General features: G+C 65.9%; 22 protein-coding genes and 3 tRNA genes. 12 read left to right on the top strand and 13 right to left on the bottom strand.

Translation table 11 applies throughout. The features are described 5' to 3' along the window. Positions 1-262: 262 nt before the first annotated feature. Entirely contained in the window at positions 263-685 is a 423-nt protein-coding gene (locus AC4ELS_RS19495) for a hypothetical protein (RefSeq protein WP_499048720.1), read from the bottom strand. Positions 686-774: 89 nt separating this feature from the next. Here AC4ELS_RS19495 and AC4ELS_RS19500 point away from each other — a divergent pair, with 89 nt between their 5' ends. Then, on the top strand, positions 775-1230 hold the full coding sequence (locus AC4ELS_RS19500) for a helix-turn-helix transcriptional regulator (protein WP_499048722.1): 456 nt from the start codon (positions 775-777) through the stop codon (positions 1228-1230). Here AC4ELS_RS19500 and AC4ELS_RS19505 read toward each other — a convergent pair. Next, the gene (locus AC4ELS_RS19505) at positions 1227-1715 is read right to left on the bottom strand and encodes a hypothetical protein (protein ID WP_499048725.1); all 489 of its coding nucleotides are present in this window, start codon (positions 1713-1715) and stop codon (positions 1227-1229) included. The genes AC4ELS_RS19500 and AC4ELS_RS19505 overlap by 4 nt on opposite strands. 26 nt (positions 1716-1741) lie before the next feature. Between AC4ELS_RS19505 and AC4ELS_RS19510 the strand changes: the two genes are divergently transcribed. Then, the gene (locus tag AC4ELS_RS19510) at positions 1742-2797 is read left to right on the top strand and encodes a serine/threonine-protein kinase (protein ID WP_499048728.1); all 1056 of its coding nucleotides are present in this window, start codon (positions 1742-1744) and stop codon (positions 2795-2797) included. Between the two features lie 187 nt (positions 2798-2984). Here AC4ELS_RS19510 and AC4ELS_RS19515 read toward each other — a convergent pair. Beyond that, positions 2985-3067: transfer RNA gene (locus tag AC4ELS_RS19515), tRNA-Leu, on the bottom strand. A gap of 274 nt (positions 3068-3341) precedes the next feature. Here AC4ELS_RS19515 and AC4ELS_RS19520 point away from each other — a divergent pair. The 7 genes from AC4ELS_RS19520 (at position 3342) to pknB (ending at position 13095) form a co-directional block, all read left to right on the top strand. Further along, the gene (locus tag AC4ELS_RS19520; RefSeq protein WP_448444432.1) at positions 3342-4850 is read left to right on the top strand and encodes an FHA domain-containing protein; all 1509 of its coding nucleotides are present in this window, start codon (positions 3342-3344) and stop codon (positions 4848-4850) included. 131 nt (positions 4851-4981) lie between these two features. After that, entirely contained in the window at positions 4982-5449 is a 468-nt protein-coding gene (locus AC4ELS_RS19525; protein WP_055119261.1) for an FHA domain-containing protein FhaB/FipA, read from the top strand. Between the two features lie 85 nt (positions 5450-5534). After that, positions 5535-7055: a PP2C family protein-serine/threonine phosphatase gene (locus tag AC4ELS_RS19530; protein WP_499048732.1), complete on the top strand. Its 1521-nt coding sequence runs from the start codon at positions 5535-5537 to the stop codon at positions 7053-7055. Beyond that, positions 7052-8467 carry a peptidoglycan glycosyltransferase RodA gene (rodA, locus tag AC4ELS_RS19535; protein ID WP_448444435.1) on the top strand — a complete coding sequence of 472 codons (1416 nt, stop codon included), beginning with the start codon at positions 7052-7054 and terminating at the stop codon, positions 8465-8467. The genes AC4ELS_RS19530 and rodA overlap by 4 nt, the downstream gene beginning before the upstream one ends. Then, positions 8464-9942, top strand: coding sequence for a D,D-transpeptidase PbpA (pbpA, locus tag AC4ELS_RS19540; protein WP_064885492.1), 1479 nt, complete (start codon positions 8464-8466; stop codon positions 9940-9942). Before rodA ends, pbpA begins: the two co-directional genes overlap by 4 nt. Positions 9943-9964: 22 nt before the next feature. Beyond that, positions 9965-11227 (top strand): protein kinase domain-containing protein, encoded by a 1263-nt coding sequence (locus AC4ELS_RS19545; protein WP_055119253.1) that lies wholly within the window; start codon positions 9965-9967, stop codon positions 11225-11227. Beyond that, the gene (gene pknB / locus AC4ELS_RS19550) at positions 11224-13095 is read left to right on the top strand and encodes a Stk1 family PASTA domain-containing Ser/Thr kinase (RefSeq protein WP_064957525.1); all 1872 of its coding nucleotides are present in this window, start codon (positions 11224-11226) and stop codon (positions 13093-13095) included. Before AC4ELS_RS19545 ends, pknB begins: the two co-directional genes overlap by 4 nt. Here the strand turns inward: pknB and AC4ELS_RS19555 are convergent. Next, positions 13073-13747: an aminodeoxychorismate/anthranilate synthase component II gene (locus tag AC4ELS_RS19555; RefSeq protein ID WP_064885495.1), complete on the bottom strand. Its 675-nt coding sequence runs from the start codon at positions 13745-13747 to the stop codon at positions 13073-13075. The two genes, pknB and AC4ELS_RS19555, sit on opposite strands and share 23 nt — an antisense overlap. Positions 13748-13847: 100 nt before the next feature. Then, positions 13848-14597 (bottom strand): DUF881 domain-containing protein, encoded by a 750-nt coding sequence (locus AC4ELS_RS19560; RefSeq protein ID WP_055119247.1) that lies wholly within the window; start codon positions 14595-14597, stop codon positions 13848-13850. Positions 14598-14691: 94 nt separating this feature from the next. On the opposite strand from AC4ELS_RS19560, the gene crgA reads away from it, so the two are divergent. Together crgA and AC4ELS_RS19570 are read left to right on the top strand one after the other, a co-directional pair. Next, entirely contained in the window at positions 14692-14976 is a 285-nt protein-coding gene (gene crgA, locus AC4ELS_RS19565; protein ID WP_036443688.1) for a cell division protein CrgA, read from the top strand. Positions 14977-15131: 155 nt separating this feature from the next. Then, on the top strand, positions 15132-15548 hold the full coding sequence (locus tag AC4ELS_RS19570) for a PH domain-containing protein (RefSeq protein WP_064885497.1): 417 nt from the start codon (positions 15132-15134) through the stop codon (positions 15546-15548). Positions 15549-15633: 85 nt separating this feature from the next. Here AC4ELS_RS19570 and AC4ELS_RS19575 read toward each other — a convergent pair whose 3' ends face one another. Further along, positions 15634-16161 (bottom strand): peptidylprolyl isomerase, encoded by a 528-nt coding sequence (locus tag AC4ELS_RS19575; RefSeq protein WP_064885499.1) that lies wholly within the window; start codon positions 16159-16161, stop codon positions 15634-15636. A 153-nt stretch (positions 16162-16314) separates the two neighbouring features. Between AC4ELS_RS19575 and cwsA the strand changes: the two genes are divergently transcribed. Beyond that, positions 16315-16713 carry a cell wall synthesis protein CwsA gene (cwsA, locus tag AC4ELS_RS19580; RefSeq protein WP_499048736.1) on the top strand — a complete coding sequence of 133 codons (399 nt, stop codon included), beginning with the start codon at positions 16315-16317 and terminating at the stop codon, positions 16711-16713. 23 nt (positions 16714-16736) lie between these two features. Here cwsA and AC4ELS_RS19585 read toward each other — a convergent pair whose 3' ends face one another. The 7 genes from AC4ELS_RS19585 to AC4ELS_RS19615 all read right to left on the bottom strand — a co-directional run bounded on the left by AC4ELS_RS19585 (position 16737) and on the right by AC4ELS_RS19615 (position 22662). Further along, positions 16737-17381: an Rv0361 family membrane protein gene (locus tag AC4ELS_RS19585; protein ID WP_499048739.1), complete on the bottom strand. Its 645-nt coding sequence runs from the start codon at positions 17379-17381 to the stop codon at positions 16737-16739. 71 nt (positions 17382-17452) lie between these two features. Continuing rightward, a complete protein-coding gene (locus tag AC4ELS_RS19590) occupies positions 17453-18385 on the bottom strand; it encodes a hypothetical protein (RefSeq protein ID WP_499048742.1) in 933 nt (310 codons plus the stop codon). Positions 18386-18475: 90 nt separating this feature from the next. Continuing rightward, positions 18476-18548 (bottom strand) — tRNA-Ala (locus AC4ELS_RS19595). A gap of 153 nt (positions 18549-18701) precedes the next feature. Next, positions 18702-18775 (bottom strand) — tRNA-Ile (locus tag AC4ELS_RS19600). Between the two features lie 56 nt (positions 18776-18831). Continuing rightward, positions 18832-19734 carry a DUF3566 domain-containing protein gene (locus AC4ELS_RS19605; protein ID WP_448444447.1) on the bottom strand — a complete coding sequence of 301 codons (903 nt, stop codon included), beginning with the start codon at positions 19732-19734 and terminating at the stop codon, positions 18832-18834. A gap of 52 nt (positions 19735-19786) precedes the next feature. Further along, positions 19787-22291 (bottom strand): DNA gyrase subunit A, encoded by a 2505-nt coding sequence (gene gyrA / locus AC4ELS_RS19610; RefSeq protein ID WP_499048745.1) that lies wholly within the window; start codon positions 22289-22291, stop codon positions 19787-19789. Positions 22292-22380: 89 nt separating this feature from the next. Next, the gene (locus AC4ELS_RS19615) at positions 22381-22662 is read right to left on the bottom strand and encodes a putative quinol monooxygenase (protein ID WP_055119229.1); all 282 of its coding nucleotides are present in this window, start codon (positions 22660-22662) and stop codon (positions 22381-22383) included. Positions 22663-22669: the final 7 nt, after the last annotated feature.

Below are 22669 nucleotides of genomic sequence, written 5' to 3' on the forward strand. Positions count from 1 at the left end.
GCGGGGCGGGACAGCCACACTGTCCGGTGCAGATTTGCTGCTACGACCCGCCCCGCGGCCGGCTCCAAGTTGAGGGGCCCGCGGAACTGCGACGTGTGGTGTGGTGCTGGTCCCCGGGTGGGGGCAGACACGTCGGACCTCGGGGGGCTCTGTACAGGAATGCAGAACGTGTATCGCTCCGCCGATTTTTGACCAGCTCGTAAGCCTCGCGAAGAAAGTCCCCAATGGAAGGCGTCTATGGCTGATCGCTGCACACTTTGAGCTACAGCGCTATCAGATGTCTCCGCGAGGTCAACGAAGTTACGTGATCACACCCGTGGATGTTCGCGGTGCTCATCCGCTCCTCGCCGAGGAAAGCGGCATGGACATGCGGAGCGCCGAGCGATCGGGCCAAATCAGCCTTAAGGGCAATACCCGTCGTCCCAGCGACATAGCCAGCAACTAGAAGCACCGACTGATTGTCGAGACGTCGTGAAGAATCGACAGCGCGAACGCCTTCGTCGGCGAGGAGCGCAGCTCCTATGATGCGCTCTCCGGCCTCGTCAACAGCCATGAGTGCGTCACCCGCACCCAAAGCGATGGAGGCGATCTCACGTCCGGCGTTCCGCAAGTCGTCCCCGCGCAGCGTGCTGTTCGCAGTCTGCGCGGCGAGGATTCGGCTGAGAAGGCTAACCGGAGTACTCATGTAAGTAAGTATGCCTTTCATACCGACATGCGCGACGTAGGCGTGATAGACAAGTTGCTTACATATGTCATAGGCGCAATCCTTAAAGGGTGGAACCGGCCGTAACAATCCAGGACGCGGCAGCGCGCTTGGGCGTCACGCGTCAGCGGATCTATCAGATGCTGACGGCCGGAGACCTGGACGGCCCGCGTCACCCGCCCGGAGCACGCGCGCCCCGCAATGCTCTTCGCGTATTTGTTGCCTCGCTGCAGTCCTGGGAGGCGGATCATCGTGGGCAACGGAACAGACCACGACGCCTGCGCTCATCCGACGTCGAGGCGGCGTTGAGGGACGACGCCTACCGAATGAAATTGGCCCTCGACACGGCCCGCGATCAACTCACCAACCAGCGACTCCAGAACGAGAAACTAGCGAGCTTACTTGCCGACGCGGTTGCCGCGCTCCAAGCCGAACAGGCGATGGCCCGGGACGCCGAGCGGATCACCGAAGAGTACGCCGCGATCGCTACGAATCATTTGGCGCCGGACCTACACGGCGACGCCTAGCCGGTCGTCCGATTTCCGACTAGACCCGACAAGGCAGCGGCAATTGCTTCTACATATTTTCCGCCGAGGATCGGCTCCGCCTCTTTGTCTAGGCCTTCCTTCGAGGTACCGAATGCGGCGCCACAATCCTTGCCGCTGCGGATGACTGTGTTCCGAACGACCTCGTGCGCTGCTGCCGTGACCGCTCCCTCCGCCAGCAGCCTCAGCCGTGGCCCCTCCTGGTTAGAGGGCCGTTGCGGCCGGTCAGCTCGACGAATAACGATGCAGTCGGGTGCGATGGACCGTGCTCTGCCCCTAACCTTCTTCGACAGTTCGCCCAGTCGAACGGCAAGGTCATCTACGGCCTCTTTGACCTCAAAGTTGTCTTCCACACTCAGCGCCTGCCGATCGAACCCTTCTTCTGGTCTCGCGTGATCGTCCAGAATCACTGCAGCCACCGTGATCTTCTTGCCGCTGATGCTCACAGCCAAACCCATCACCCGCATCTCTACATTCTGCCTAGGATTTCGCTATGACGGCGGCAACTCCGACGACAGGACAGGTCATTGCTGGCCGGTACGAGGTGCGAAAAACCCTGGGCAGCGGAGCATTTGGCGAAGTGCACGAGGTGTTTGATCATCACCTCAAACAGGTGTGCGCCCTCAAGATCCACCGACAAGTTGTGGATGGGCCTTGGACCGAGGCACAGATCCTCCGGCAACTAGACGGCGAATACATTCTCAAGGTACTGAACGCGGACCTCGCCGAAGGCGCCCCGTACGTCGTGACACACCTAGCGACAAACGGCACGATTGCCGACCAGATCCAGCCAGGCATCGGGATTCCGATCTCCACAGCTGTCCGCTGGGCTCGGCAGGCATGTCAGGGCGTCGCCCGCATCCACGATCAGAAGTTGCTGCACCGCGACATCAAACCCGAGAACCTCTTCATCGACCGTCGTCAGGATGTTTTAGTCGGCGACCTCGGGCTCGCGCAGCTCCAGGATGAAAACGGCCTGGCCGACGCCGCGGGGAGCATCCCAACGATGGCTCCCGAAGTCGCGCGCATCGGCGTACCGGGGCAGAACCCAACGACGGCGCGTGTCTATGGCATCGCCGCAGATATCTACAGCCTCGGTGCAACTCTGTTCTGGATGCTCGCTGGCGCTCGGCCCGTTCCGGCAGCTTCGTCATACGGCGACATATGGAACGCGTCGCAACCCGACCTCTGGAACGTGGCTCCACACGTACCACAAGGACTGCGCGACATCGTCAACAAATCCATCGCGCGGGACCCTGTCGAGCGGTACGCCTCGGCAGCCGGGTTCGATTCCGCACTCGGCGGATGGTCACCGCCGCCACGCCACTGGACTCGCATAAAGTCACATCCCGGGCATGAACAGTGCTTTATTGGCACCAAAGGCACGTCGGCCCTGGAAGTTTGCGCAATCCCAACGGGTGTACGAACACAGTTGAACATCGTCGCGCGCCACTCGGCATCGCGGCGAGCTGTGACGAAGGCCTTCCGGACAGTAGCGAGATCCGGGCTGTCTGCTGGTTTGCGCAGTGCCTTCCACGCATGCAAATGACGATGTGCTTCCAGCCGGCGAATGCGGCTTCGGGCTACCTACATGGGTCGTGGCATGGCCAGATCCCGACATGTGTGTTGCAGCCCCTCGACACCCCTCGACACTGTCAAGCCCACCCAAACACAAAGGTCACGAACTCTTTTGAGTTCGTGACCTTTGTGGCCGCAGTTCGTAGAACCGCTCTCTGTGGGCGAAGGGGGACTTGAACCCCCACGTCCCGAAGGACACTGGCACCTGAAGCCAGCGCGTCTGCCATTCCGCCACTCGCCCGAATGACCGAGGCAGCGTAACACTGCGAGCGCGCCGTTCCCAAACCAGCCGATCAGCGGGCCGATCAGGCGGCCGTCAAACTGTCAGAAAACCCTTAACCTCATCTAGATCAGGTCACTGACCTGCATCGATCGGATTCTCAGAGTTCTGTTGGTCCCGCATTACGGCACCAGGCCGATACCATGCTTGTGAGCAGTGTGGCCAGAGCGACACGCGGGAGCACGGGTGGCCGTGCCGAGGCGACGTACGACAACGAGAAAAGGCGGGCGGTGACATGGGTCTGGTCGACCGCATCGAACGCAAACTCGAGTCGACCGTCGGCGATGCGTTCGCCCGGGTCTTCGGCGGCTCGATTGTGCCCCAGGAAGTAGAGACGGCGTTGTGCCGGGAAGCCGAGTCCCGAGCCCGTACGGTGGCCGGTGGACGAGTTTTGGCACCGAACGACTACGTAATTACGCTCAGTGGCACTGACTATAAGAAAGTAAGCGCCGATACTGACCTGACCTCGACCGCGTTCGCCAAACATCTGGGGGGATTCATTCGTGATCAGGGGTGGCAAACGTATGGTGATGTGGTCGTTAGATTCGAGCAATCACCGAACTTGCACACCGGACAGTTCCGCGCACATGGCGCGGTTAACCCCGATTCGACCGCTGGCGAATCCGCGCGAGCCCAAGGCGACCATGCGTTCACCGCAGAATCAGGAGAACCACCTATGACCGATAACCCGAATTACCGCGGCGGCCAGGGACAAGGGCGGCCCGGCGACGACTATTACGACGACCGTTACGGCCACCCGCAGGATGACCCCCGTGGCGGGCAGTACCCACCGGATCAAGGCGGCTATCCCCCGCAGGATCAGGGTGGCTACCCTCCGCAGCGCGGCGGATACGGCGGCGGCGACCGCGGTGGGTACCCCGACCAGGGTGGGTACCCGGATCAAGGCGGCTACCCCGACCAGGGTGGGTACCCCGATCAAGGCGGCTACCCCGACCAGGGCGGCTACCCCCCGCAGTCCTACGAGCAGCAGCGCCCGCCCGCCGGCTACGGCGGCCAGCAAGGCGGCCAGCCGGGCGGTGGTTATGACCGCGGCTACGGCGGCCAGCCGGGTGGTGGCTACGGCCAGCCCCCGCAGGCCCCCGCGGGTGGCCAACCCGGTTACGGCGGCGCCAGCGACTACGACTACGGACGTCAGGACCCCCGCCAGGGCGGCGGCTACCCGGAGCAGGGTGGCGGTTACCCCGAACAGGGCGGCTACGGCGGTGGCGGCGGACAGTCCTACGGACGCCAGGACTACGGCCAGCCGCAGGATTACGGTCGCGGCTACGCCGAGCCCCAGCAGGGCGGCGGTTACGCGGAGCCCGGCTACGGCGACGCAGCAGGCTATGGCGATCAGGGCGGCTTCGGCGGCGGCGACTACGGCGCACCGCAGGGCGGCCAGCCCGGTTACGGTGCCCAGCAGGGCGGCTACGGCGGCGGTGACTATGCCGCAGGTGGCGCTGCAGTCACGCTGCAGCTCGACGACGGCAGCGGCCGCACCTACCAGCTCCGTGAGGGCGCCAACGTGATCGGCCGCGGTCAGGACGCACAGTTCCGTCTGCCCGACACCGGGGTGTCACGCCGGCATCTCGAGATCCGGTGGGACGGCCAGGTCGCGTTGCTGTCAGATCTCAACTCCACCAACGGCACCACGGTGAACAATGCACCGGTGCAGGAGTGGCAGTTGGCCGACGGCGACGTGATCCGGCTGGGCCATTCCGAGATCATCGTGCGCGTGCATTGAGCGTCTGAGACCGGACACACCTGAGTGGCAAGCACCCCGCTTCGCCCTCACGGCGAACGCCGTCCAAGTATCGTGACGTTGCCGACGGTAGCTGAGCGATACCAGTGGGGCGGATACGGAGAGGACGTCAGATGCAGGGGTTAGTGCTGCAACTGACGCGTGTCGGATTCCTCCTGCTGCTGTGGCTGTTCATCTGGTCGGTGCTGCGCATCCTGCGGACCGATATCTATGCGCCCACGGGCGCTGTGATGGTGCGCCGGGGGTTGGCCCTCCGCGGCTCTCTGCTGCCGAGTCGGGACGGACGTCACATCGCGCGGCAATTGGTGGTCACCGAGGGCGCACTGGCCGGTACCCGCATCACATTGGGTGCCCAGCCGGTACTGATCGGCCGTGCCGACGACTCCACACTGGTGCTCACCGATGATTACGCTTCGACGCGCCACGCCCGGCTCTCGCCACGAGGTTCGGAGTGGTACGTCGAGGACCTAGGATCGACCAACGGCACATACCTTGACAGGGCGAAGGTGACAACAGCGGTAAGGGTTTCGATCGGGACGCCGGTCCGAATCGGTAAGACGGTAATCGAGTTGCGTCCGTGACGCCGCGCACGCGAGGAGCAGATCCGGCACTGCGCACGCGAGGAGCAGATCGGATACTGCGCATGCGAGGAGCACGAGAAACAACATGACCCTCGTACTCCGATATGCCGCGCGCAGTGACCGCGGGCTGGTTCGCGCCAACAACGAGGACTCGGTGTACGCCGGGGCGCGGTTGCTGGCACTGGCCGATGGCATGGGCGGCCACGCCGCAGGCGAAGTGGCCTCGCAGCTGGTCATCGCAGCGCTCGCCCACCTCGACGACGACGAACCCGGCGGCGACCTGCTGGGCAAGCTCAATACAGCCGTGGCCCAGGGCAATGCGGCGATCGCGGCACACGTCGAGGCCGACCCTGAACTCGAGGGCATGGGCACGACGCTCACCGCGATCCTGTTCGCGGGCAACCGCCTCGGCCTGCTCCACATCGGCGATTCCCGGGGATACCTGCTGCGCGATGGCGAGCTGACCCAGATCACCAAGGACGACACCTTCGTCCAGACCCTTGTCGACGAAGGTCGGATCACGGCCGAGGAGGCCCACAGCCATCCGCAGCGCTCGCTGATCATGCGGGCGCTGACCGGCCACGAGGTCGAGCCGACCCTGATCATGCGTGAGGCCAAGGCCGGCGATCGCTACCTGCTCTGCTCGGACGGTCTGTCCGATCCGGTCAGCCACGAGACCATCCACGAGGCCCTCCAGATCGAGGACGTCGCCGAGAGCGCCGACCGGTTGATCGAGCTGGCCCTGCGCGGCGGCGGACCGGACAACGTGACCGTGGTGGTCGCCGACGTCGTCGACTACGACTACGGACAGACCCAGCCGATTCTGGCCGGCGCCGTGTCCGGGGACGACGACCAGAGCGCGCCGCCGGACACCGCTGCCGGGCGGGCTTCTGCGTTCAACCCGCGCCGCAACGAGCCCAAACGAGTGGTCCCCCAGCCGGCCGAGCCGGACCGCAAGCCGCGGTCGCGACGCCGGATACTGATCGCCGCCGTACTGCTGGTGCTGGTGCTCATCTGCGGGTTGGCGATCGGGCGGCAGATCATCCGCAACAACTACTACGTCGCCGCACACGACGGCACGGTGTCGATCATGCGCGGGGTGCAGGGCTCGTTTCTGGGCATCTCCCTGCAGGAGCCGTACCGCCTGGGCTGCCTGAACGCACGCAACGAACTGTCGCTGATCGGCGTCGACGAGGACCGGAGCCGGCTCGACTGCCGCTTGATGGCGGTCGACGACCTGCGCCAGTCCGAGCGCACCTCGGTGGCGGCCGGCCTGCCCGGTGGCACGCAGGACGAGGCCATCAAGCAGATCAACGACATGGCCCACGGCTCCGTCCTGCCGGTGTGTGCGCCGCGCACCGCGCCGACGACATCGAGGCCCACCCCACCGCCCAGTCCGTCGCCGTCGCCGTCACCTGCTCCGGGTGTCGCGCCGACTCCGGCACCTGGCGCGGAGACGCAGGCACCCGAAACGCCTGCGCCTGAATCCTCGGCGCCCGGGACCGCCGTTGTGCCGGCTCCGGTCCTACCGACACAGTCCCCGACGGTCACCGCATTGCCGCCCCCACCACAAGAACCGGGGAAGAACTGCCGAGCCGTGTCATGACGACTCAACCCCAGTCGCCGGTTACCGTCATGCCGCCGCTCCCCAATCGGCGCAACGCGGAACTTCTGCTTCTGGGGTTCGCGGCCTTCATCACCACCATCGCGCTGCTGATCGTCGAGGCCAACCAGGAGCAGGGCCTGAGCTGGGACCTGGTCGGCTACGTCGTCGCCTTCATCGCCCTGATGGGCGTCGCCCACCTGGCCATCCGCCGGTTCGCGCCGTATGCCGACCCGCTGCTGCTCCCGGTCGTGGCGCTGCTCAACGGGCTGGGCCTGGTCATGATCCACCGGCTCGACCTGGCCAAGGGGGAAACCGCGACGGATGGGCTCGGTGGCACCGCGAGCCAGCAGATGACGTGGCTGCTGATCGGCGTGATCGGCTTCTCCGTCGTGGTCGCGTTGCTGACCGACCACCGCATGCTTGCCCGGTACGGGTATATCTGTGCGCTGACCGGCCTTGTGCTCCTTGTGATTCCGGCATTGCTGCCGACGAGATACTCCGAGCAGTACGGCGCCAAGATCTGGATCCAGTTCCCCGGCTTCTCGATTCAGCCCGCCGAGTTCTCCAAGATCCTGCTGCTGATCTTCTTCGCTGCGGTGCTGGTGGCCAAGCGCGATCTGTTCACCAGTGCGGGGAAACATTTCTTCGGCCTCGACCTGCCACGGCCCCGTGACCTGGCTCCCCTGCTGCTGGCCTGGGCCGCCTCGGTGGGCGTGATGGTCTTCGAAAAGGACTTGGGCACTTCCCTTCTGCTGTATGCCTCGTTCCTCGTGCTCGTCTACGTGGCTACCGAGCGCCTCAGCTGGGTGGTGATCGGGCTGACCCTCTTCGCCGCGGGAAGCGTTGTGGCATACCAGGTTTTCGGCCATGTCCGGGTGCGGGTGGAGACCTGGCTCGACCCGTTCGCCGATCCCGACGGCGCCGGCTACCAGATGGTGCAATCCCTGTTCAGCTTCGCCACCGGCGGCATCTTCGGCACCGGTCTGGGCAACGGACAACCCGGGACGGTGCCCGCCGCAGCCACCGACTTCATCATCGCCGCGATCGGCGAGGAGCTCGGATTGGTCGGGCTCGCAGGCGTTCTCATGCTCTACACGATCTTCATCATCCGTGGCATGCGCACCGCGATCGCGGTGCGTGACAGCTTCGGCAAGCTGCTGGCCGCCGGCCTGTCCGCCACCCTGGCCATCCAGCTGTTCATCGTCGTCGGAGGCGTCACCAAGCTGATTCCCCTGACCGGGCTGACCACCCCGTGGATGTCCTACGGCGGATCTTCGCTGCTGGCCAACTACATCCTGCTGGCCATCCTGGTGCGCATCTCTCACTCCGCACGGCGGCCGATCACCACCACGCCGGCGCCCAACCCCACCCCGATCGCTGCGGCCAGCACCGAGGTGATCGAGAAGGTATGAACACCTCCCTGCGCCGGGTGGCAGTCACGATCATGGTGCTGATCGTGCTGCTGTTGGCCAACGCCACGATCACCCAGGTTTTCACCGCCGACGGGCTACGTGCGGACCCGCGCAATCAGCGGGTGCTGCTCGACGAGTACTCGCGCCAGCGGGGCCAGATCACCGCAGGCGGCCAGCTGCTGGCCTATTCGAAGGCCACCGACGGCCGGTTCCGCTTCCTGCGGGTCTACCCGAACCCCGAGGTGTACGCCCCGATCACCGGCTTCTACTCGCTGGGCTATTCCAGTACCGGGCTGGAGCGGGCCGAGGACACCATCCTCAACGGCTCCGACGAGCGCCTCTTCGGCCGCCGGCTGGCCGATTTCTTCACCGGCCGCGACCCGCGCGGTGGCAATGTCGACACCACCATCAATCCGCAGGTGCAGCAGGCCGCCTGGGATGCGCTGCAGCACGGCTGCAACGACGGCCCCTGCAAGGGCTCTGTGGTGGCCCTGGAGCCCTCGACAGGCAAGATCCTTGCCATGGCGTCGTCTCCCTCCTACGACCCCAACCAACTCGCCACACACGACCTGGGCGCCCAGAGCGAGGCCTGGCAGCAGTTGCGCGACAACGAGCAGTCCCCACTTCTCAACCGCGCCATCTCGGAGACCTACCCGCCGGGCTCCACGTTCAAGGTGATCACCACCGCGGCTGCGCTTCAGGCCGGCGCCACTCCGGATACCCAGCTGACCGCGGCGCCGCGGATCCCGCTACCCGACAGCACCGCGACGCTGGAGAACTTCGGCGGATCCTCGTGCGGTCCCGGTCCCACCGCGACGCTGCGTGAGGCGTTCGCCAGATCCTGCAACACCGCGTTCGTTCAGCTGGGCCTCAACACCGGCGCCGACAAACTCAAGTCCACCGCCCAGGCGTTCGGACTCGACGAAGCCCCGCCCACCATTCCGCTACAGGTGGCCGAATCGACCACCGGTCCGATTTCGGACGCGGCGGCACTGGGTATGTCCAGCATCGGGCAGCGGGATGTCGCTTTGACACCCCTGCAAAATGCGCAGGTGGCCGCCACCATTGCGAATGACGGCATCGCCATGCGCCCGTATCTTGTGGATAGCCTAAAAGGACCCGACCTGGCCACGATCGCCACCACCGCCCCCGCCCAAGAGCGCCGGGCGGTGTCACCCCAGGTCGCAGCTACACTTACGGACTTGATGGTCGCCGCCGAGCAGGTGACTCAGCAGAAGGGAGCCATCGCCGGCGTGCAGATCGCTTCTAAGACCGGTACGGCAGAGCACGGGACGGATCCCCGTAACACTCCGCCGCATGCCTGGTACATCGCATTCGCACCGGCCAGTGACCCCAAGGTCGCGGTCTCGGTGTTGATCGAGGACGGCGGGGACCGGTTGTCGGCCACCGGCGGCGCACTCGCCGCCCCGATCGGACGTGCCACCATTTCGGCGGCACTGCGGGAGGCGTCATGAGTCACCTCGCCGGAGGCGAGAAATGAGCCCGCGCGTTGGAGTCACGCTGTCCGGGCGTTACCGGCTGCAGCGGCTGATCGCCACGGGCGGCATGGGTCAGGTCTGGGAGGCTGTCGACTCCCGGCTGGGCCGGCGCGTCGCGGTCAAGGTACTCAAGGCCGAGTTTTCCACCGATGCCGAGTTCGTCGAGCGGTTCCGGGCCGAGGCCCGCACGGTGGCCATGCTCAACCACCCCGGCATCGCCAGCGTGTACGACTACGGCGAGACCGAGCTGGACGGCGAGGGCCGCACGGCGTACCTGGTGATGGAGCTGATCAACGGCGAGCCGTTGAACTCGGTGATCAAGCGCACCGGCCGGTTGTCGCTGCGCCACGCCCTGGACATGCTCGAGCAGACGGGACGCGCCCTGCAGGTGGCACACACCGCTGGCCTCGTGCACCGCGACGTCAAACCGGGCAACATCCTGATCACCCCGACCGGTCAGGTGAAGCTGACCGACTTCGGTATCGCCAAGGCTGTCGACGCCGCCCCGGTCACCCAGACCGGCATGGTGATGGGCACCGCGCAGTACATCGCGCCCGAGCAGGCGCTTGGCCATGACGCCACCGCGGCCAGCGACGTGTACTCCCTGGGAGTCGTCGGCTACGAATCTGTCTCCGGCAAGCGGCCGTTCACCGGCGACGGTGCGCTGACGGTGGCGATGAAGCACATCAAGGAGACCCCGCCGCCGCTGCCCGCCGATCTGCCGCCCAACGTGCGGGAGCTGATCGAGATCACCCTGGTGAAGAACCCGGGGATGCGTTACAAGTCGGGCGGCCCCTTCGCCGACGCGGTCGCCGCGGTGCGCTCCGGTCGTCGTCCCCCGCGTCCCAACCAGGCTCCGACGCTCGGTCGGGCCGCCCCGGCGGCGGTTCCGTCGGCAGCGCAGGCGCGTGCCGCAGCGGACCTCAGCGGCCGCACCCCGGTGACCGCCACCCGGGCGAGGCCGACCACGGCCGCACACCGGCCCGCGCCCGCCCCGCGACGCACGTTCTCGTCGGGTCAACGTGCCCTGCTGTGGGCCGCCGGGGTACTCGGCGCGCTGGCAATCGTGATTGCCATCCTGATCGTCCTCAATGCTCAGGACCGCAAGGATCAACCCCCGCCCACCGTCACCGACACGGTGACCCAGACGACGCCCTACCAAACGCCGGCAGCGTTGCCGGACCTGGCATTCCACGCGATCGTGCCCAGGGGAGCCGCCGCTCAGGTTGTCCCGAAGGCACCAGAACAGATACTGCAATGACGACGCCTCAGCATCTCTCTGACCGATATGAACTCGGTGAAATCCTCGGCTTCGGCGGCATGTCCGAAGTCCACATCGCACGCGACACGCGGTTGCACCGCGATGTCGCGGTCAAGGTCCTGCGCGCCGACCTGGCCCGCGACCCCAGCTTCTACCTGCGTTTCCGCCGGGAAGCGCAGAACGCGGCCGCGCTGAACCATCCCGCCATCGTTGCGGTGTACGACACCGGCGAGGCCGAGACACCCAACGGGCCGCTGCCCTACATCGTCATGGAGTACGTCGACGGTGTGACGCTGCGCGACATCGTGCACACCGAGGGTCCGATCCCGCCGAAGCGCGCGATCGAGATCATCGCCGACGCCTGCCAGGCGCTGAACTTCAGCCACCAGCACGGCATCGTGCACCGGGACGTCAAGCCGGCCAACATCATGATCAGCAAGGCCAATGCTGTGAAGGTGATGGACTTCGGTATCGCGCGGGCCCTGGCCGATACCGGCAACAGCGTCACGCAGACCGCCGCGGTGATCGGCACCGCGCAGTACCTGTCGCCCGAGCAGGCCCGCGGGGAAACCGTCGACGCTCGTTCCGACGTGTACTCACTGGGCTGCGTGCTCTACGAAATCCTCACGGGCGAACCACCTTTCATCGGTGACTCCCCGGTGGCAGTGGCCTATCAGCATGTCCGCGAGGATCCGGTCCCGCCGTCGAGCCGGCACACGGGCATCTCCCCAGAGCTCGACGCCGTCGTGCTGAAGGCACTGGCCAAGAATCCGGACAATCGCTATCAGACCGCGGCCGACATGCGCACGGATCTGATCCGCGTGCACAGCGGCGAGGCTCCCGAGGCACCCAAGGTGCTCACCGACGCCGAGCGGACGTCGATGATGAACTCCGGGCCGATGCTGACCCAGGGTGGCGCTGCGCCCACCCAGAACCTGGTGGTGCCCCGCCCCGCCGACCGCAACGCCTCGCTGGCCCGTTGGCTGATCGCCGTCGCGGTACTGGCGGTGCTGACTGTCGTGGTGACGGTCGCGATCAACATGTTCGACGGCAAGCCACGCGACGTGCAGGTGCCCGACGTGAGCAGTCAGCGTTCGGCCGACGCCGTCGCCACGCTGCAGAACCGCGGGTTCAAGACCCGCACCGAAGACAAGCCGGACAACCAGATTCGGCCGGGGTACGTCATCAGCACCGACCCGGGGGCGAACAGCATGGCGGCCGCCGGTGACGAGATCACCGTGAACGTCTCCCGCGGACCCGAGCAGGCCCAGATCCCCGACGTCGCCGGCCTGTCCCCGAGCCAGGCCCGACAGAAGCTGAAGGACGCCGGGTTCGACAAGGTCAAGGAATCGGCGAGCCCGTCGACGCCGGAGCAGAAGGGCCGGGTGCTGGCCACCAACCCGCCGGCCAACCAAACCGCGGGGATCATCTACGAGGTCACCCTCGTGGTGGGTTCGGGCCCCGAGGACACCTCGGTTCCCGATTGCAAGGGTCAGAGCGCCGATGTGTGCAAGCAGATTTTGACCGCCTCGGGCTTCACCAACACCGTGGTCATCGACGTCGACAACACCGCGCCTCCAGGGCAGGTGGTGGGCACCGAACCAGCCGCCGGCACGTCGGTTCCCAAGGACACGCCGATCCAGATCCACGTTTCCAAGGGCAACCAGTTCGTCATGCCCAACCTGGTCGGCCAGGTCTGGGACGACGTCTATCCGCGACTGACCTCTCTCGGCTGGACCGGGGTACTGGACAAGGGGCCTGACATCCGCGACAGCGGTCAGCGCACCAACGCCGTCGTCACCCAGAGTCCGCCGGCGGGCAGCGCGGTGAACTTCGGGGCGAAGGTCACGCTGAGCTTCGCGTCGTAGCCGCCGCTACGGCGTGGGCCACCTCGGCCTCGAGCGCGGCCACCAGACGTTCCTCCGGGGCGGCACCGCAGACGCCGAGCCAGTTGGCCAGCATGCGGTGCCCACCCTGGGTCAGGATCGACTCCGGGTGGAACTGCACGCCGTGGATGGGGAGCTCGGTATGCCGCACCGCCATGATCACTCCGCTGTCGGTCCGCCCGATCACCTCGAGCTCGTCCGGCACGGTCTCGGGCAGGATCGTCAGCGAGTGGTAGCGGGTCGCGGTGAACGGATCGGGGAGACCCTTGAGCACGCCGGCGTCGGAGTGATGCACCACGCTGGTCTTGCCGTGCAGCAGTTCGGGTGCGCGGTCGACCGTGCCGCCGAAGGCGACGCCGATGGCCTGATGCCCCAGGCAGACGCCGAGTAGGGGAGTGCCTGCCGCCGCGCACGCGTGTACGAGCGGGATCGTGGCGCCGGCCCGTTCCGGGGTGCCGGGGCCGGGGCTGAGCAGCACGCCGTCGAAGTCGGCTGCGACCTTGGCGAGGTCCGCCTCGGTGGCCAGGCGCTCATCGTCGTTGCGCCAGACCTGCGCGTCCACCCCGAGCTGGCCCAGATACTGGACCAGGTTGAACACGAAGCTGTCATAGTTGTCGACGACCAGAACCTGCATCGGCCCAGGTTACTGGATAATCCAGGGCATCGATTCTGCGGTGACGGCGGTCTGTACTCGCACTTTTGCGCCCTGGTCGCAGAGTCAGCGCAGACAAAGATCAATAGCCGACAGGGCCCGCAGGTTTCGCGTAGCGCATCCGCACCGGCTCGGTGTGCCCCGTCAGCTCTACCTCGGCCCGGGGCTCCTCGACATAGCCCAATCCGAAGCGCACCACGTACTGCTTGTACAGGGTGACCAGTGGGGCCGCCGCGAGCGCGGCCTGCATGGCCGGGGCGTCGCCGATCGCGGTGATGACGTAGGGCGGACTGTAGGTGCGGCCGTTGAGCAGCAGGGTGTTGCCGACGCAGCGGGGCGCCGAGGTCGCGATGATGCGTTGGTCCTGCATCTGGATGCCTTCAGCACCGGCACTCCACAGCGCATTGAGGACGGCCTGGATGTCCTGTTGATGTACCACGAGGTCGTCGGGGGAGGCGTCGCGGGGGAAGCGCCCCTGGGCGTCGCGTTGGGCATCGTTGAGGGTGACCACCAGGCCAGGCCCACGCATGGGAACTGTGCCCGCGTCCACGGCCAACTGGGCCGAACGTCGGGTGATGGCCTCGAGGGCCGCGTGGGAGCCTGGCGATCCGCCGTGGTGACTGTCGATCTCGGTGGCCAGCGAGTCGCGCTGGGCCGTGAGCCGGTCGACGGACTGTTGGGCCTCACGCACGAGGTCGACGAGCCGGGGTGCGTCGCTGCGGCGAATCTCGTCACCACCCGAGACCCCGTGGGTGGCGGCCAGCAACAAACCGGCGGCCAGGCAGACCACCGGGACGCCGAAGCGCCAGGGGGATCGATCCGGTTGGTCCATCGCAGTCTCTCCTGGACGTGCAGCTACGTTAGGCTCGTGAGGCATCCTGCCTCATCGTCGCACCGTGTGACGCCGACTGTCCGCGAAGGTACCCATGCCCAAGTCCAAAGTCCGTAAGAAGAACGATTTCACCATCAAGCAGGTGAGCCGGACTCCGGTCAAGGTGAAAGCCGGACCGTCGAGTGTGTGGTTCGTCGCGCTGTTCATCGGTCTCATGCTGTTCGGCCTGTTGTGGCTGCTGGTTTTCCAGCTCGCCGCGACCAACCCCGTGGACACCCCGTCCTTCCTTCAGTGGATGGCCGATATGGGTCCGTGGAACTACGCGGTCGCCTTTGCCTTCATGATCAGCGGGCTGTTGCTCACGATGCGCTGGCGTTGATCCGAGAGCAGACGATAATGAATTCATCTTACGTTTTCAGCGTTACCAGCCCAGCAACGCCGGCGATGCTCAATCACATCGTTGTGATTCATCCCCATTGGGGATAGCACCTGTGGATAACTCCATTAGTCGCGGTAAGAGGGTGTGAAGAACCCGTGCAGCAAACTCATTGGAGCCCACCGGCCGCTGGAGTCGCAGGTTGCGCCGTAGCCGGACTAGCGATGGCTATCGCAGCTGTGACCGTGATCACAGACCCGCCCGGACGTGTTCTTGCCGGCATAGCTGGGGTGGGATTGCTCACGTTCGCAACATTGTCGTGGCGGGCCCGGCCGAAACTGGCAATCAACCAAGACAGTCTCACCGTCGCCGGTTGGCTGCGGACCCGGACGTATCGTCGCAATGAGATCCGGAAGATCCGCATCACCGAGTTCCGTCGCATCGCCCGCAAGGTCCGCCTGCTCGAGATCGACACGGTCGACGACCGGCTGGAAGTCCTCACGCGGTGGGACCTGGGAACAGACCCGCTCGACGTCCTCGACGCGCTCACCCAGGCCGGTTTCTCGACCGGCTAGGCCCGGAAATGAAAATTCCCCACACAACACGCGACGCCCCCGAGTCCGGGGGCGTCGCGCATTGGTATGTGCGGGGAAGTGCCCGTTATGACACGGTGATCGATTCCACGACGACCGGGTCGGTCGGGCGGTCGGAGCGATCGGTCGGGGTGGAGGCGATCGCGTCGACCACCTTCTGCGACTCGGCGTCGACGACCTCACCGAAGATGGTGTGGCGACGGTTCAGGTGCGGCGTCTTGCCGACCGTGATGAAGAACTGCGAGCCGTTGGTGCCCGGCCCGGCGTTGGCCATGGCCAGCAGGTAGGGCTTGTCGAACTGGAGCTCAGGGTGGAACTCGTCGGCGAACTTGTAGCCTGCGTCGCCACGGCCGGTACCGGTCGGGTCACCGCCCTGGATCATGAAGCCGTCGATCACCCGGTGGAAGATGACGCCGTCGTAGAACGGACCGGAGGTGCCGCCCGAGGCGTTCTCGGTGGTGTAGTCCTTGGTGCCCTGCGCCAAGCCGACGAAGTTGGCCACGGTCTTGGGAGCGTGGTTTCCGAACAGTGCGATCTTGATGTCGCCGCGGTTGGTGTGCAATGTCGCCGTCGCGGTCTGAATGGGGCTCGTCACGGCTACTCAGTCTGCCATCCCGGTTCGCGGCGAGGGTCAGATACCCCACCAAGCGCCCCAGACCCGCGCAGAGATGGCAGTCTGGATCTCAGCCGACAGATGGCCCACCCGGGTCCGTCGCCAGTGTCCCGCCAGTGCCCAGAAAGGTGCCAGATGACCGCGAACGTCGATACCCGGTTGGCCCCCCGTCAGCGCCTAGCCCGCGGCTTGAAATACAGCACTGTCGGTCCGGTCGACGTGACCCGCGGCGTGGTGGGCCTGAGCGCCAACACCGTGTCCGCCGTTGCCGCCGGGCTGCGCAAGCGCTACGACTCGGGCAAGCTGCGCCGTCAGCTCACCGCCGCCGCGGAAGCGGTGGCGGCGTTGCCCGAGGTACTGCAGGAGGCGGCGGCAGCACCCGAGCCCAAGCGACGTCGCCGCCGGTTGGTGCTCGCCGGGGTCGCCGCGGCAGTCCTTGCCGGTGGGGCCGTGACGTTCTCGATCGTGCGGCGGTCCACTCGGCCCGAGCCCTCTCCGCTGCCGCCCAGCGTCGAGGTCAATCCGAAGCCCTGACGCGGTAGCCGCTGCGCGCCCGGCTATTCGTTGAACTGCGCCTCTGCCGGGTCGCACACCTTCCACGCGCCCGATTCCTTGCGCAAGTACAGCGAACCGGAGTGCTCGGAGTTCGGTCGCAGGAATTGGACCTGCGCCACATCGTCTTTCACCGTGACGTCCGTGACTTCGAACGGCTGGCGGTTGTCCTTGGCCCCCGGACCCGAATCGCCAGGGTCGAAGCCGTCGCCGTCGGTGACCAGGTCATGCTCCTCCTGACAGAGTGTCGCCAGCATCTTGTCCTGATCCTGGGTGTCTATCGCTTCGGCGAATTGAGAAGCGACGTCCTTGATCGCACCCTTTTCCCGACTCCCCGAAAACCACATCCAACCGCCGACACCGCACAGGATCAGTAGCACCGGCACGGCGATCGCCAACGCGATCAACAACTTCGACCTGCCCGCACTCCTTCCGGGCTGCTCCTGCTGATATCCCTGCCACGGTTGCGGAAATCCCGACTGCGGAATCCCATAGACCGGCGGGGCGCCGCCGGGCGTCGGGTATCCCGATGGGGGATAGCTCGGCGGCTGTCCGTAACCCGTTGGCGGACAAGGCTGTTGCGGCGACGCCCAGTCAGGCGCGCCGGGACGGTTCGGGTCACCACCAAACGGTGACGTCGGTCCTGTCATCACACCTCACTCCACCTTGCCTTTTGCGGTCAATTCGGCGGCCACTTGATCGAAGCCGATCTCCAGCCGACTCACTCTCCGTTGGCCCTCACGAGGTTGTCGATGATGTCCTGCAGCTGATTTCGGGTCTCGTTCTGTAGCTGTATCTGTTTTCCCGCCCAGCTCCGGTCCGCCTCGGGCAGCATGCGTGCAGCGCTGCCCGAATACTCGGCGGTATTCGCAGTCCAGGACATCCATTGGAAGTTCAGCGGTACCTGCGACAGCAGATACATCTGATCCGAGGTCAACTTCAGGAAACCAGGAAGCTTGATCAGCTCCGCCAGCGGAACAATGTGGTCCGGCACGACTTTCGCGTCGCCGGCCGGTGTCTCTCCGATCTTCTGTCCCGGATAGGCCGGGTCGGGGGCTCCTGCCGGCGGCGCGGCTGCACCGGCAAGGTGGATATCTTTCGGCACGTTCCTCGAGCTGTCTCCGCGCAGAGCTTCGTACAGTGGCCGTTCCGGCGCGTCCTTGGGCATGGTTTCCCGATCCCCCTTGCGGACGGCCGGCGGCTGATAGCCCGCGGGGATACCTTTCCTCGCGTCGTCGATCGCGAGCCGTTGCGCTGCCGTGGGCGTGGCCAGCTGTAGCCCTGACGGGTCCTTGGGCGTCAGCACCGCGACTGCGGCGTCGCACGCGTCGATACGCGGCATCAGCGCGCTGCGGTCGGCCTCGAGCTGTACCTTCTCCGCGTTGAACACATCGACAGCGGCATGGTCGTAGGCGTTGACGGAGCCGGTCCGGCTGTTGTGATCGTTCGCGCGCTGTATCCACGCATCAAGTTGGGCAGCGGGGTCGGGGCACACCTGATGCAGGATGTCGGCGCGAGCCACAGACAAGACGGGTCCCGCGATGACGGACGCCCACATCAGCCCCGCTGCGAATACCGGCGCGAGCAACACGCGCACCATTCTGCTAACCACCACTTGCCCCCCGACTGCCCGAAAACTCCCGGCCACATTCAAGCACGCAGGTTATGGCCGGCCTGTGGTCGGAAACAAGAAAAGCGGCCCCGGATGGCTGTCACCGGAACCGCTTTGACCGAACTTTGATTGTGGAGCCTAGGAGATTCGAACTCCTGACATCTGCCTTGCAAAGGCAGCGCTCTACCAACTGAGCTAAGGCCCCTCATTTGGCCGAGGTGGCGCATCTGCCAAGTCATGCCAAACTTCTTCACCGTGTCGTGATCGCCATACGATCACCGCCGCGGCTGCGATGCCGGCCAGAAGCATGAACCGCATGGCACAACCTCTCGGTGATCACCGGCTACACCGGGTGTCGTGGGCCTAGGAGGACTCGAACCTCCGACCTCTTCGTTATCAGCGAAGCGCTCTAACCGCCTGAGCTATAGGCCCGAAAATTGGGATCGACCGAGCGCAGAGATTACCGCACCGGAGCGCAGAGTCCCAAATCAATCCCTGTCGGCCAGCGTGACCTCGACCCCGCCGACCAGATCAGTGGTCAGGTTGTAGATGAAGGCACCGATGGTCGCCATGGCACACAGCACCACGATGTTCACCAGGCCGACCAGCGCCGCCCCGCCGAAGATCGTTCCGCTGGAGACCAATTCGCCGCCTGAGGCGCCGCTGGCGCTGGTGAGGAGGTCGCCGACATTGCTGTTGAGCTTGCTCCACACACCCATGGCGCCGAGCACCAGGTACAGGAATGCCACCGCGATCATCCACACGAAGAACAGCACCACCGACAACACCAGTGAGACCTTGAGCACAGTCCACGGGTCGACCCGGCGGATCTGCATGCTGGCCCGGACCGGCCCTTGATGCGAGCCACGGTTGGCGACCTGGATCCGGGTGGTGGGGCTGTTGCTCGAGCTGCGAGCGGCAGGCGCCTCAGTGGCCGTCTTACGTTGCGGGGTACGCGGCGATGGCCCGGAAAGGTCCGGGATCTCACTCGCGTAGGCCTCGGGCCGCACCTGCTCGGTGCGGGTTGCCGACGGAGCAGGTGGCGCCGGACGGGCAGGCCGGGCCTGCTGCTCGGTGTCCTTGGTCTCGGTGCCGGCGACGAAGCGCTGCAGCCGGGCCTCCACACCGGGGGAGTGCGATCCCGGGGTACGGGCGCCTTCTTCACGCGACTCGGGCGCCTGCGGCGGGGTGGTACGGGCGGCAGTGCCCCGCTGCCACGGCGGCGCTTCCCCGGTCTCGGTGATCTGGCCGCCGGCGGGGCGCGCCTGCGTCCCGGCCGTCTTGCCGGCGGCCGGGGTGGCCTCGGCCCCTGCGGCCCCGGTACCCGAGCCGTTGGAGCTGCCGGACCGGTCGCCCGTTCGCGGGTACCCCGGCTCGTTCGGTGAACTCACCTAACAGCTCCTTAGCTCAGGCCGAGGTCCGGGTTGGGCCTCGGCGACAGCATCACTCTTCGTCGGACTCGACCTCATCCGCTTCCGAGTCCTCCTCGGCGTTGCGCGCAACCGCAATCAGTGTGTCGCCCTCGCCCAGGTTCATCAAGCGAACGCCCTTGGTCTGACGCCCAGCTTTGCGAACCTGACGTGCGGCGGTCCGGATGACGCCGCCACCGGAGGTGATGGCGTACAGCTCCGTCTCGTCATCGACGATCAGCGCTCCGACCAGACTGCCACGTTTGCGGTCGTACTGAATCGTCAGGATGCCCTTGCCGCCACGACCCTGGACCGTGTACTCGTCGATCGCAGTGCGCTTGGCGTAGCCGCCAGCGGTCGCGACCAGCAGATACGTGTCCGGTTGGACGACATTGAGGGACAGCAGCCGGTCATCCTCGTTGAACCGCATGCCCTGCACGCCGGAGGTGGCACGGCCCATCGGACGCAAGGCCTCGTCGGTTGCGGAGAACCGGATCGACTGGCCGTTGGCGCTCACCAGCAGCAGGTCGTCGTCGGCCGAGCAGAGCACCGCGCCGACCAGTTCGTCACCTTCGCGCAGGTTGACCGCCACGATGCCGCCGGAGCGGTTCGAATCGAAGTCGACCAGCCTGGACTTCTTGACCAGACCGTTGCGGGTGGCCAGCACCAGGTACGGCGCATCTTCGTAGCTCTTGATCTGGATGACCTGGGCGATGCGCTCCTCCGGCTGGAAGGCCAGCAGGTTCGCCACGTGCTGGCCACGCGCGGTGCGCGAGGTCTCGGGCAGCTCGTAAGCCTTGGCCCGGTACACCCGGCCCTGCGTGGTGAAGAACAGGATCCAGTCGTGGGTCGAGCAGACGAAGAAGTGGTTGACGATGTCGTCCTGCTTCAGCCCGGCACCTTGCACGCCCTTGCCGCCGCGCTTCTGGCTGCGGTAGAGGTCCGTCTTGGTGCGCTTGGCGTACCCGGTCTCGGTGATCGTGACGACCACGTCCTCGCGGGCGATCAGATCCTCGTCACTGACCTCTCCGTCGGCGGGCATGATCCGGGTCCGGCGGTCGTCGCCGTGCTTTTCGACGATCTCGGCCAGTTCGTCGCGAACGATCGCGCGCTGCCGCTCCGGCTTGGCCAGAATGTCCTCGAGGTCGGCGATCTCGGCCTCGATCTTGGCCAGGTCGTCGACGATCTTCTGGCGTTCCAGGGCAGCAAGCCGACGCAGCTGCATGTCCAGGATGGCCTGGGCCTGGATCTCATCGATGTCGAGCAGCTCGATCAGTCCGGCCCGGGCGATCTCGACGGTCTGCGAGGCCCGGATCAAAGCGATCACCTCGTCGAGTGCGTCCAGGGCCTTGACCAGACCGCGCAAGATGTGCGCGCGCTCGTTCGCCTTGCGCAACCGGTAGCGGGTGCGGCGCACGATGACATCGAGTTGGTGCGCGACGTAGTACCGGATCATCTGATCCAGCCGCAGCGTGCGCGGCACCCCGTCGACGATCGACAGCATGTTGGCGCCGAAGCTGGTCTGCAGCTGGGTGTGCTTGTAGAGGTTGTTCAGCACCACCTTGGCGACGGCATCGCGCTTGAGCTCCACCACAATTCGCAGCCCGACCCGGTCGCTGGACTGGTCCTCGATGTTGGAGATGCCGGCCAGCTTGCCGTCGCGCACCTGCTCGGCGATCGAGGTGATGAAGTTGTCGTGGTTGACCTGGTAGGGCAGTTCGGTGATGACAATGCCGGTGCGGCCCCGGCTGTCTTCTTCGATCTCCACAACACCGCGCATGCGGATGGAGCCGCGGCCGGTGGTGTAGGCGTCGTGGATGCCCTGGGACCCGACGATCAGACCGTGGGTGGGGAAATCCGGACCCTTGACGCGCTCGCACACCGCGGCCAAGGTCGCCTCTTCGTCGGCCTCATGGTTTTCCAGGCACCAGTACACCGCCTCGGCCAACTCCCGCAGGTTGTGCGGCGGGATGTTGGTGGCCATGCCGACGGCGATTCCGCCCGACCCGTTGGCCAGCAGGTTGGGGAACCGGCTCGGCAGCACCGTGGGTTCCTGCACCCGGCCGTCGTAGTTGGGGATGAACTCGACTGTCTCCTCGTCGATTTCCCGCAACATCTCCATGGCCAGCGGCGTCAGCCGGGCCTCGGTGTAACGCATGGCCGCGGCGGGATCGTTACCCGGTGAGCCGAAGTTTCCCTGGCCGTCGACCAGCGGGTAGCGCAACGACCAGGGCTGAGCCATCCGGACCAGGGTGTCGTAGATCGAGGAGTCGCCGTGTGGGTGGTAGTTACCCATCGTCTCGGCCACCGAACGTGCCGACTTGGCGTGGCTGCGGTCCGGGCGGAAGCCCGAGTCGTACATCGCGTAGAGCACGCGCCGGTGCACGGGCTTGAGGCCGTCACGCACCTCCGGCAGAGCGCGGCCGACGATCACGCTCATGGCGTAGTCGATGTAGCTGCGCTGCATCTCGTGCTGAATGTCGACCGGTTCGATACGGTCTGAGGTTCCGTCGCCGGGTGGCAACGTGGTGTCGGTCATGTGTTCCTCGCTCGTCGGCTCGGCTTGTTGCGGTCAGAGGCCCTGCGGCGTGAATTACGGTGGCGCGCAGGGCAGGTGCGTCTTCGGGGTCACAACGCCGCCGTGTGGTTGTACTCCCACTTTTCGATGCTCGGTCCCAGCTCCGTCAGGAAGGTCGCGACGTGCGGCGTGGTTCCGTGCGCATCCATGGACTCCCTCGAATCCCAATGTTCGAAGCACAGGAACAGCGACGGGTCCTCGAGATCGCGATAGAACTCGTAGGTGATGCAGCCCGGTTCGGCCAGTGTGGGATCGACCAGATTCTGCATCGCGGTCGCAGCGCGCTCGGCCGCCTCGGGGGCAACCTTGACCCGGATAAACGCTGTGTGCATCGTCGGT

This window comes from Mycobacterium shunyiense (assembly GCF_058270035.1).

Bases quoted from the DNA above. Each gene is read 5' to 3' on its own strand.
- AC4ELS_RS19495 (WP_499048720.1), bottom strand. From the start codon at position 685: ATGAGTACTCCGGTTAGCCTTCTCAGCCGAATCCTCGCCGCGCAGACT.
- AC4ELS_RS19505 (WP_499048725.1), bottom strand. From the start codon at position 1,715: ATGCGGGTGATGGGTTTGGCTGTGAGCATCAGCGGCAAGAAGATCACG.
- AC4ELS_RS19510 (WP_499048728.1), top strand. From the start codon at position 1,742: ATGACGGCGGCAACTCCGACGACAGGACAGGTCATTGCTGGCCGGTAC.
- AC4ELS_RS19520 (WP_448444432.1), top strand. From the start codon at position 3,342: ATGGGTCTGGTCGACCGCATCGAACGCAAACTCGAGTCGACCGTCGGC.
- AC4ELS_RS19525 (WP_055119261.1), top strand. From the start codon at position 4,982: ATGCAGGGGTTAGTGCTGCAACTGACGCGTGTCGGATTCCTCCTGCTG.
- AC4ELS_RS19530 (WP_499048732.1), top strand. From the start codon at position 5,535: ATGACCCTCGTACTCCGATATGCCGCGCGCAGTGACCGCGGGCTGGTT.
- rodA (WP_448444435.1), top strand. From the start codon at position 7,052: ATGACGACTCAACCCCAGTCGCCGGTTACCGTCATGCCGCCGCTCCCC.
- pbpA (WP_064885492.1), top strand. From the start codon at position 8,464: ATGAACACCTCCCTGCGCCGGGTGGCAGTCACGATCATGGTGCTGATC.
- AC4ELS_RS19545 (WP_055119253.1), top strand. From the start codon at position 9,965: ATGAGCCCGCGCGTTGGAGTCACGCTGTCCGGGCGTTACCGGCTGCAG.
- pknB (WP_064957525.1), top strand. From the start codon at position 11,224: ATGACGACGCCTCAGCATCTCTCTGACCGATATGAACTCGGTGAAATC.
- AC4ELS_RS19555 (WP_064885495.1), bottom strand. From the start codon at position 13,747: ATGCAGGTTCTGGTCGTCGACAACTATGACAGCTTCGTGTTCAACCTG.
- AC4ELS_RS19560 (WP_055119247.1), bottom strand. From the start codon at position 14,597: ATGGACCAACCGGATCGATCCCCCTGGCGCTTCGGCGTCCCGGTGGTC.
- crgA (WP_036443688.1), top strand. From the start codon at position 14,692: ATGCCCAAGTCCAAAGTCCGTAAGAAGAACGATTTCACCATCAAGCAG.
- cwsA (WP_499048736.1), top strand. From the start codon at position 16,315: ATGACCGCGAACGTCGATACCCGGTTGGCCCCCCGTCAGCGCCTAGCC.
- AC4ELS_RS19585 (WP_499048739.1), bottom strand. From the start codon at position 17,381: ATGACAGGACCGACGTCACCGTTTGGTGGTGACCCGAACCGTCCCGGC.
- gyrA (WP_499048745.1), bottom strand. From the start codon at position 22,291: ATGACCGACACCACGTTGCCACCCGGCGACGGAACCTCAGACCGTATC.
- AC4ELS_RS19615 (WP_055119229.1), bottom strand. From the start codon at position 22,662: ATGCACACAGCGTTTATCCGGGTCAAGGTTGCCCCCGAGGCGGCCGAG.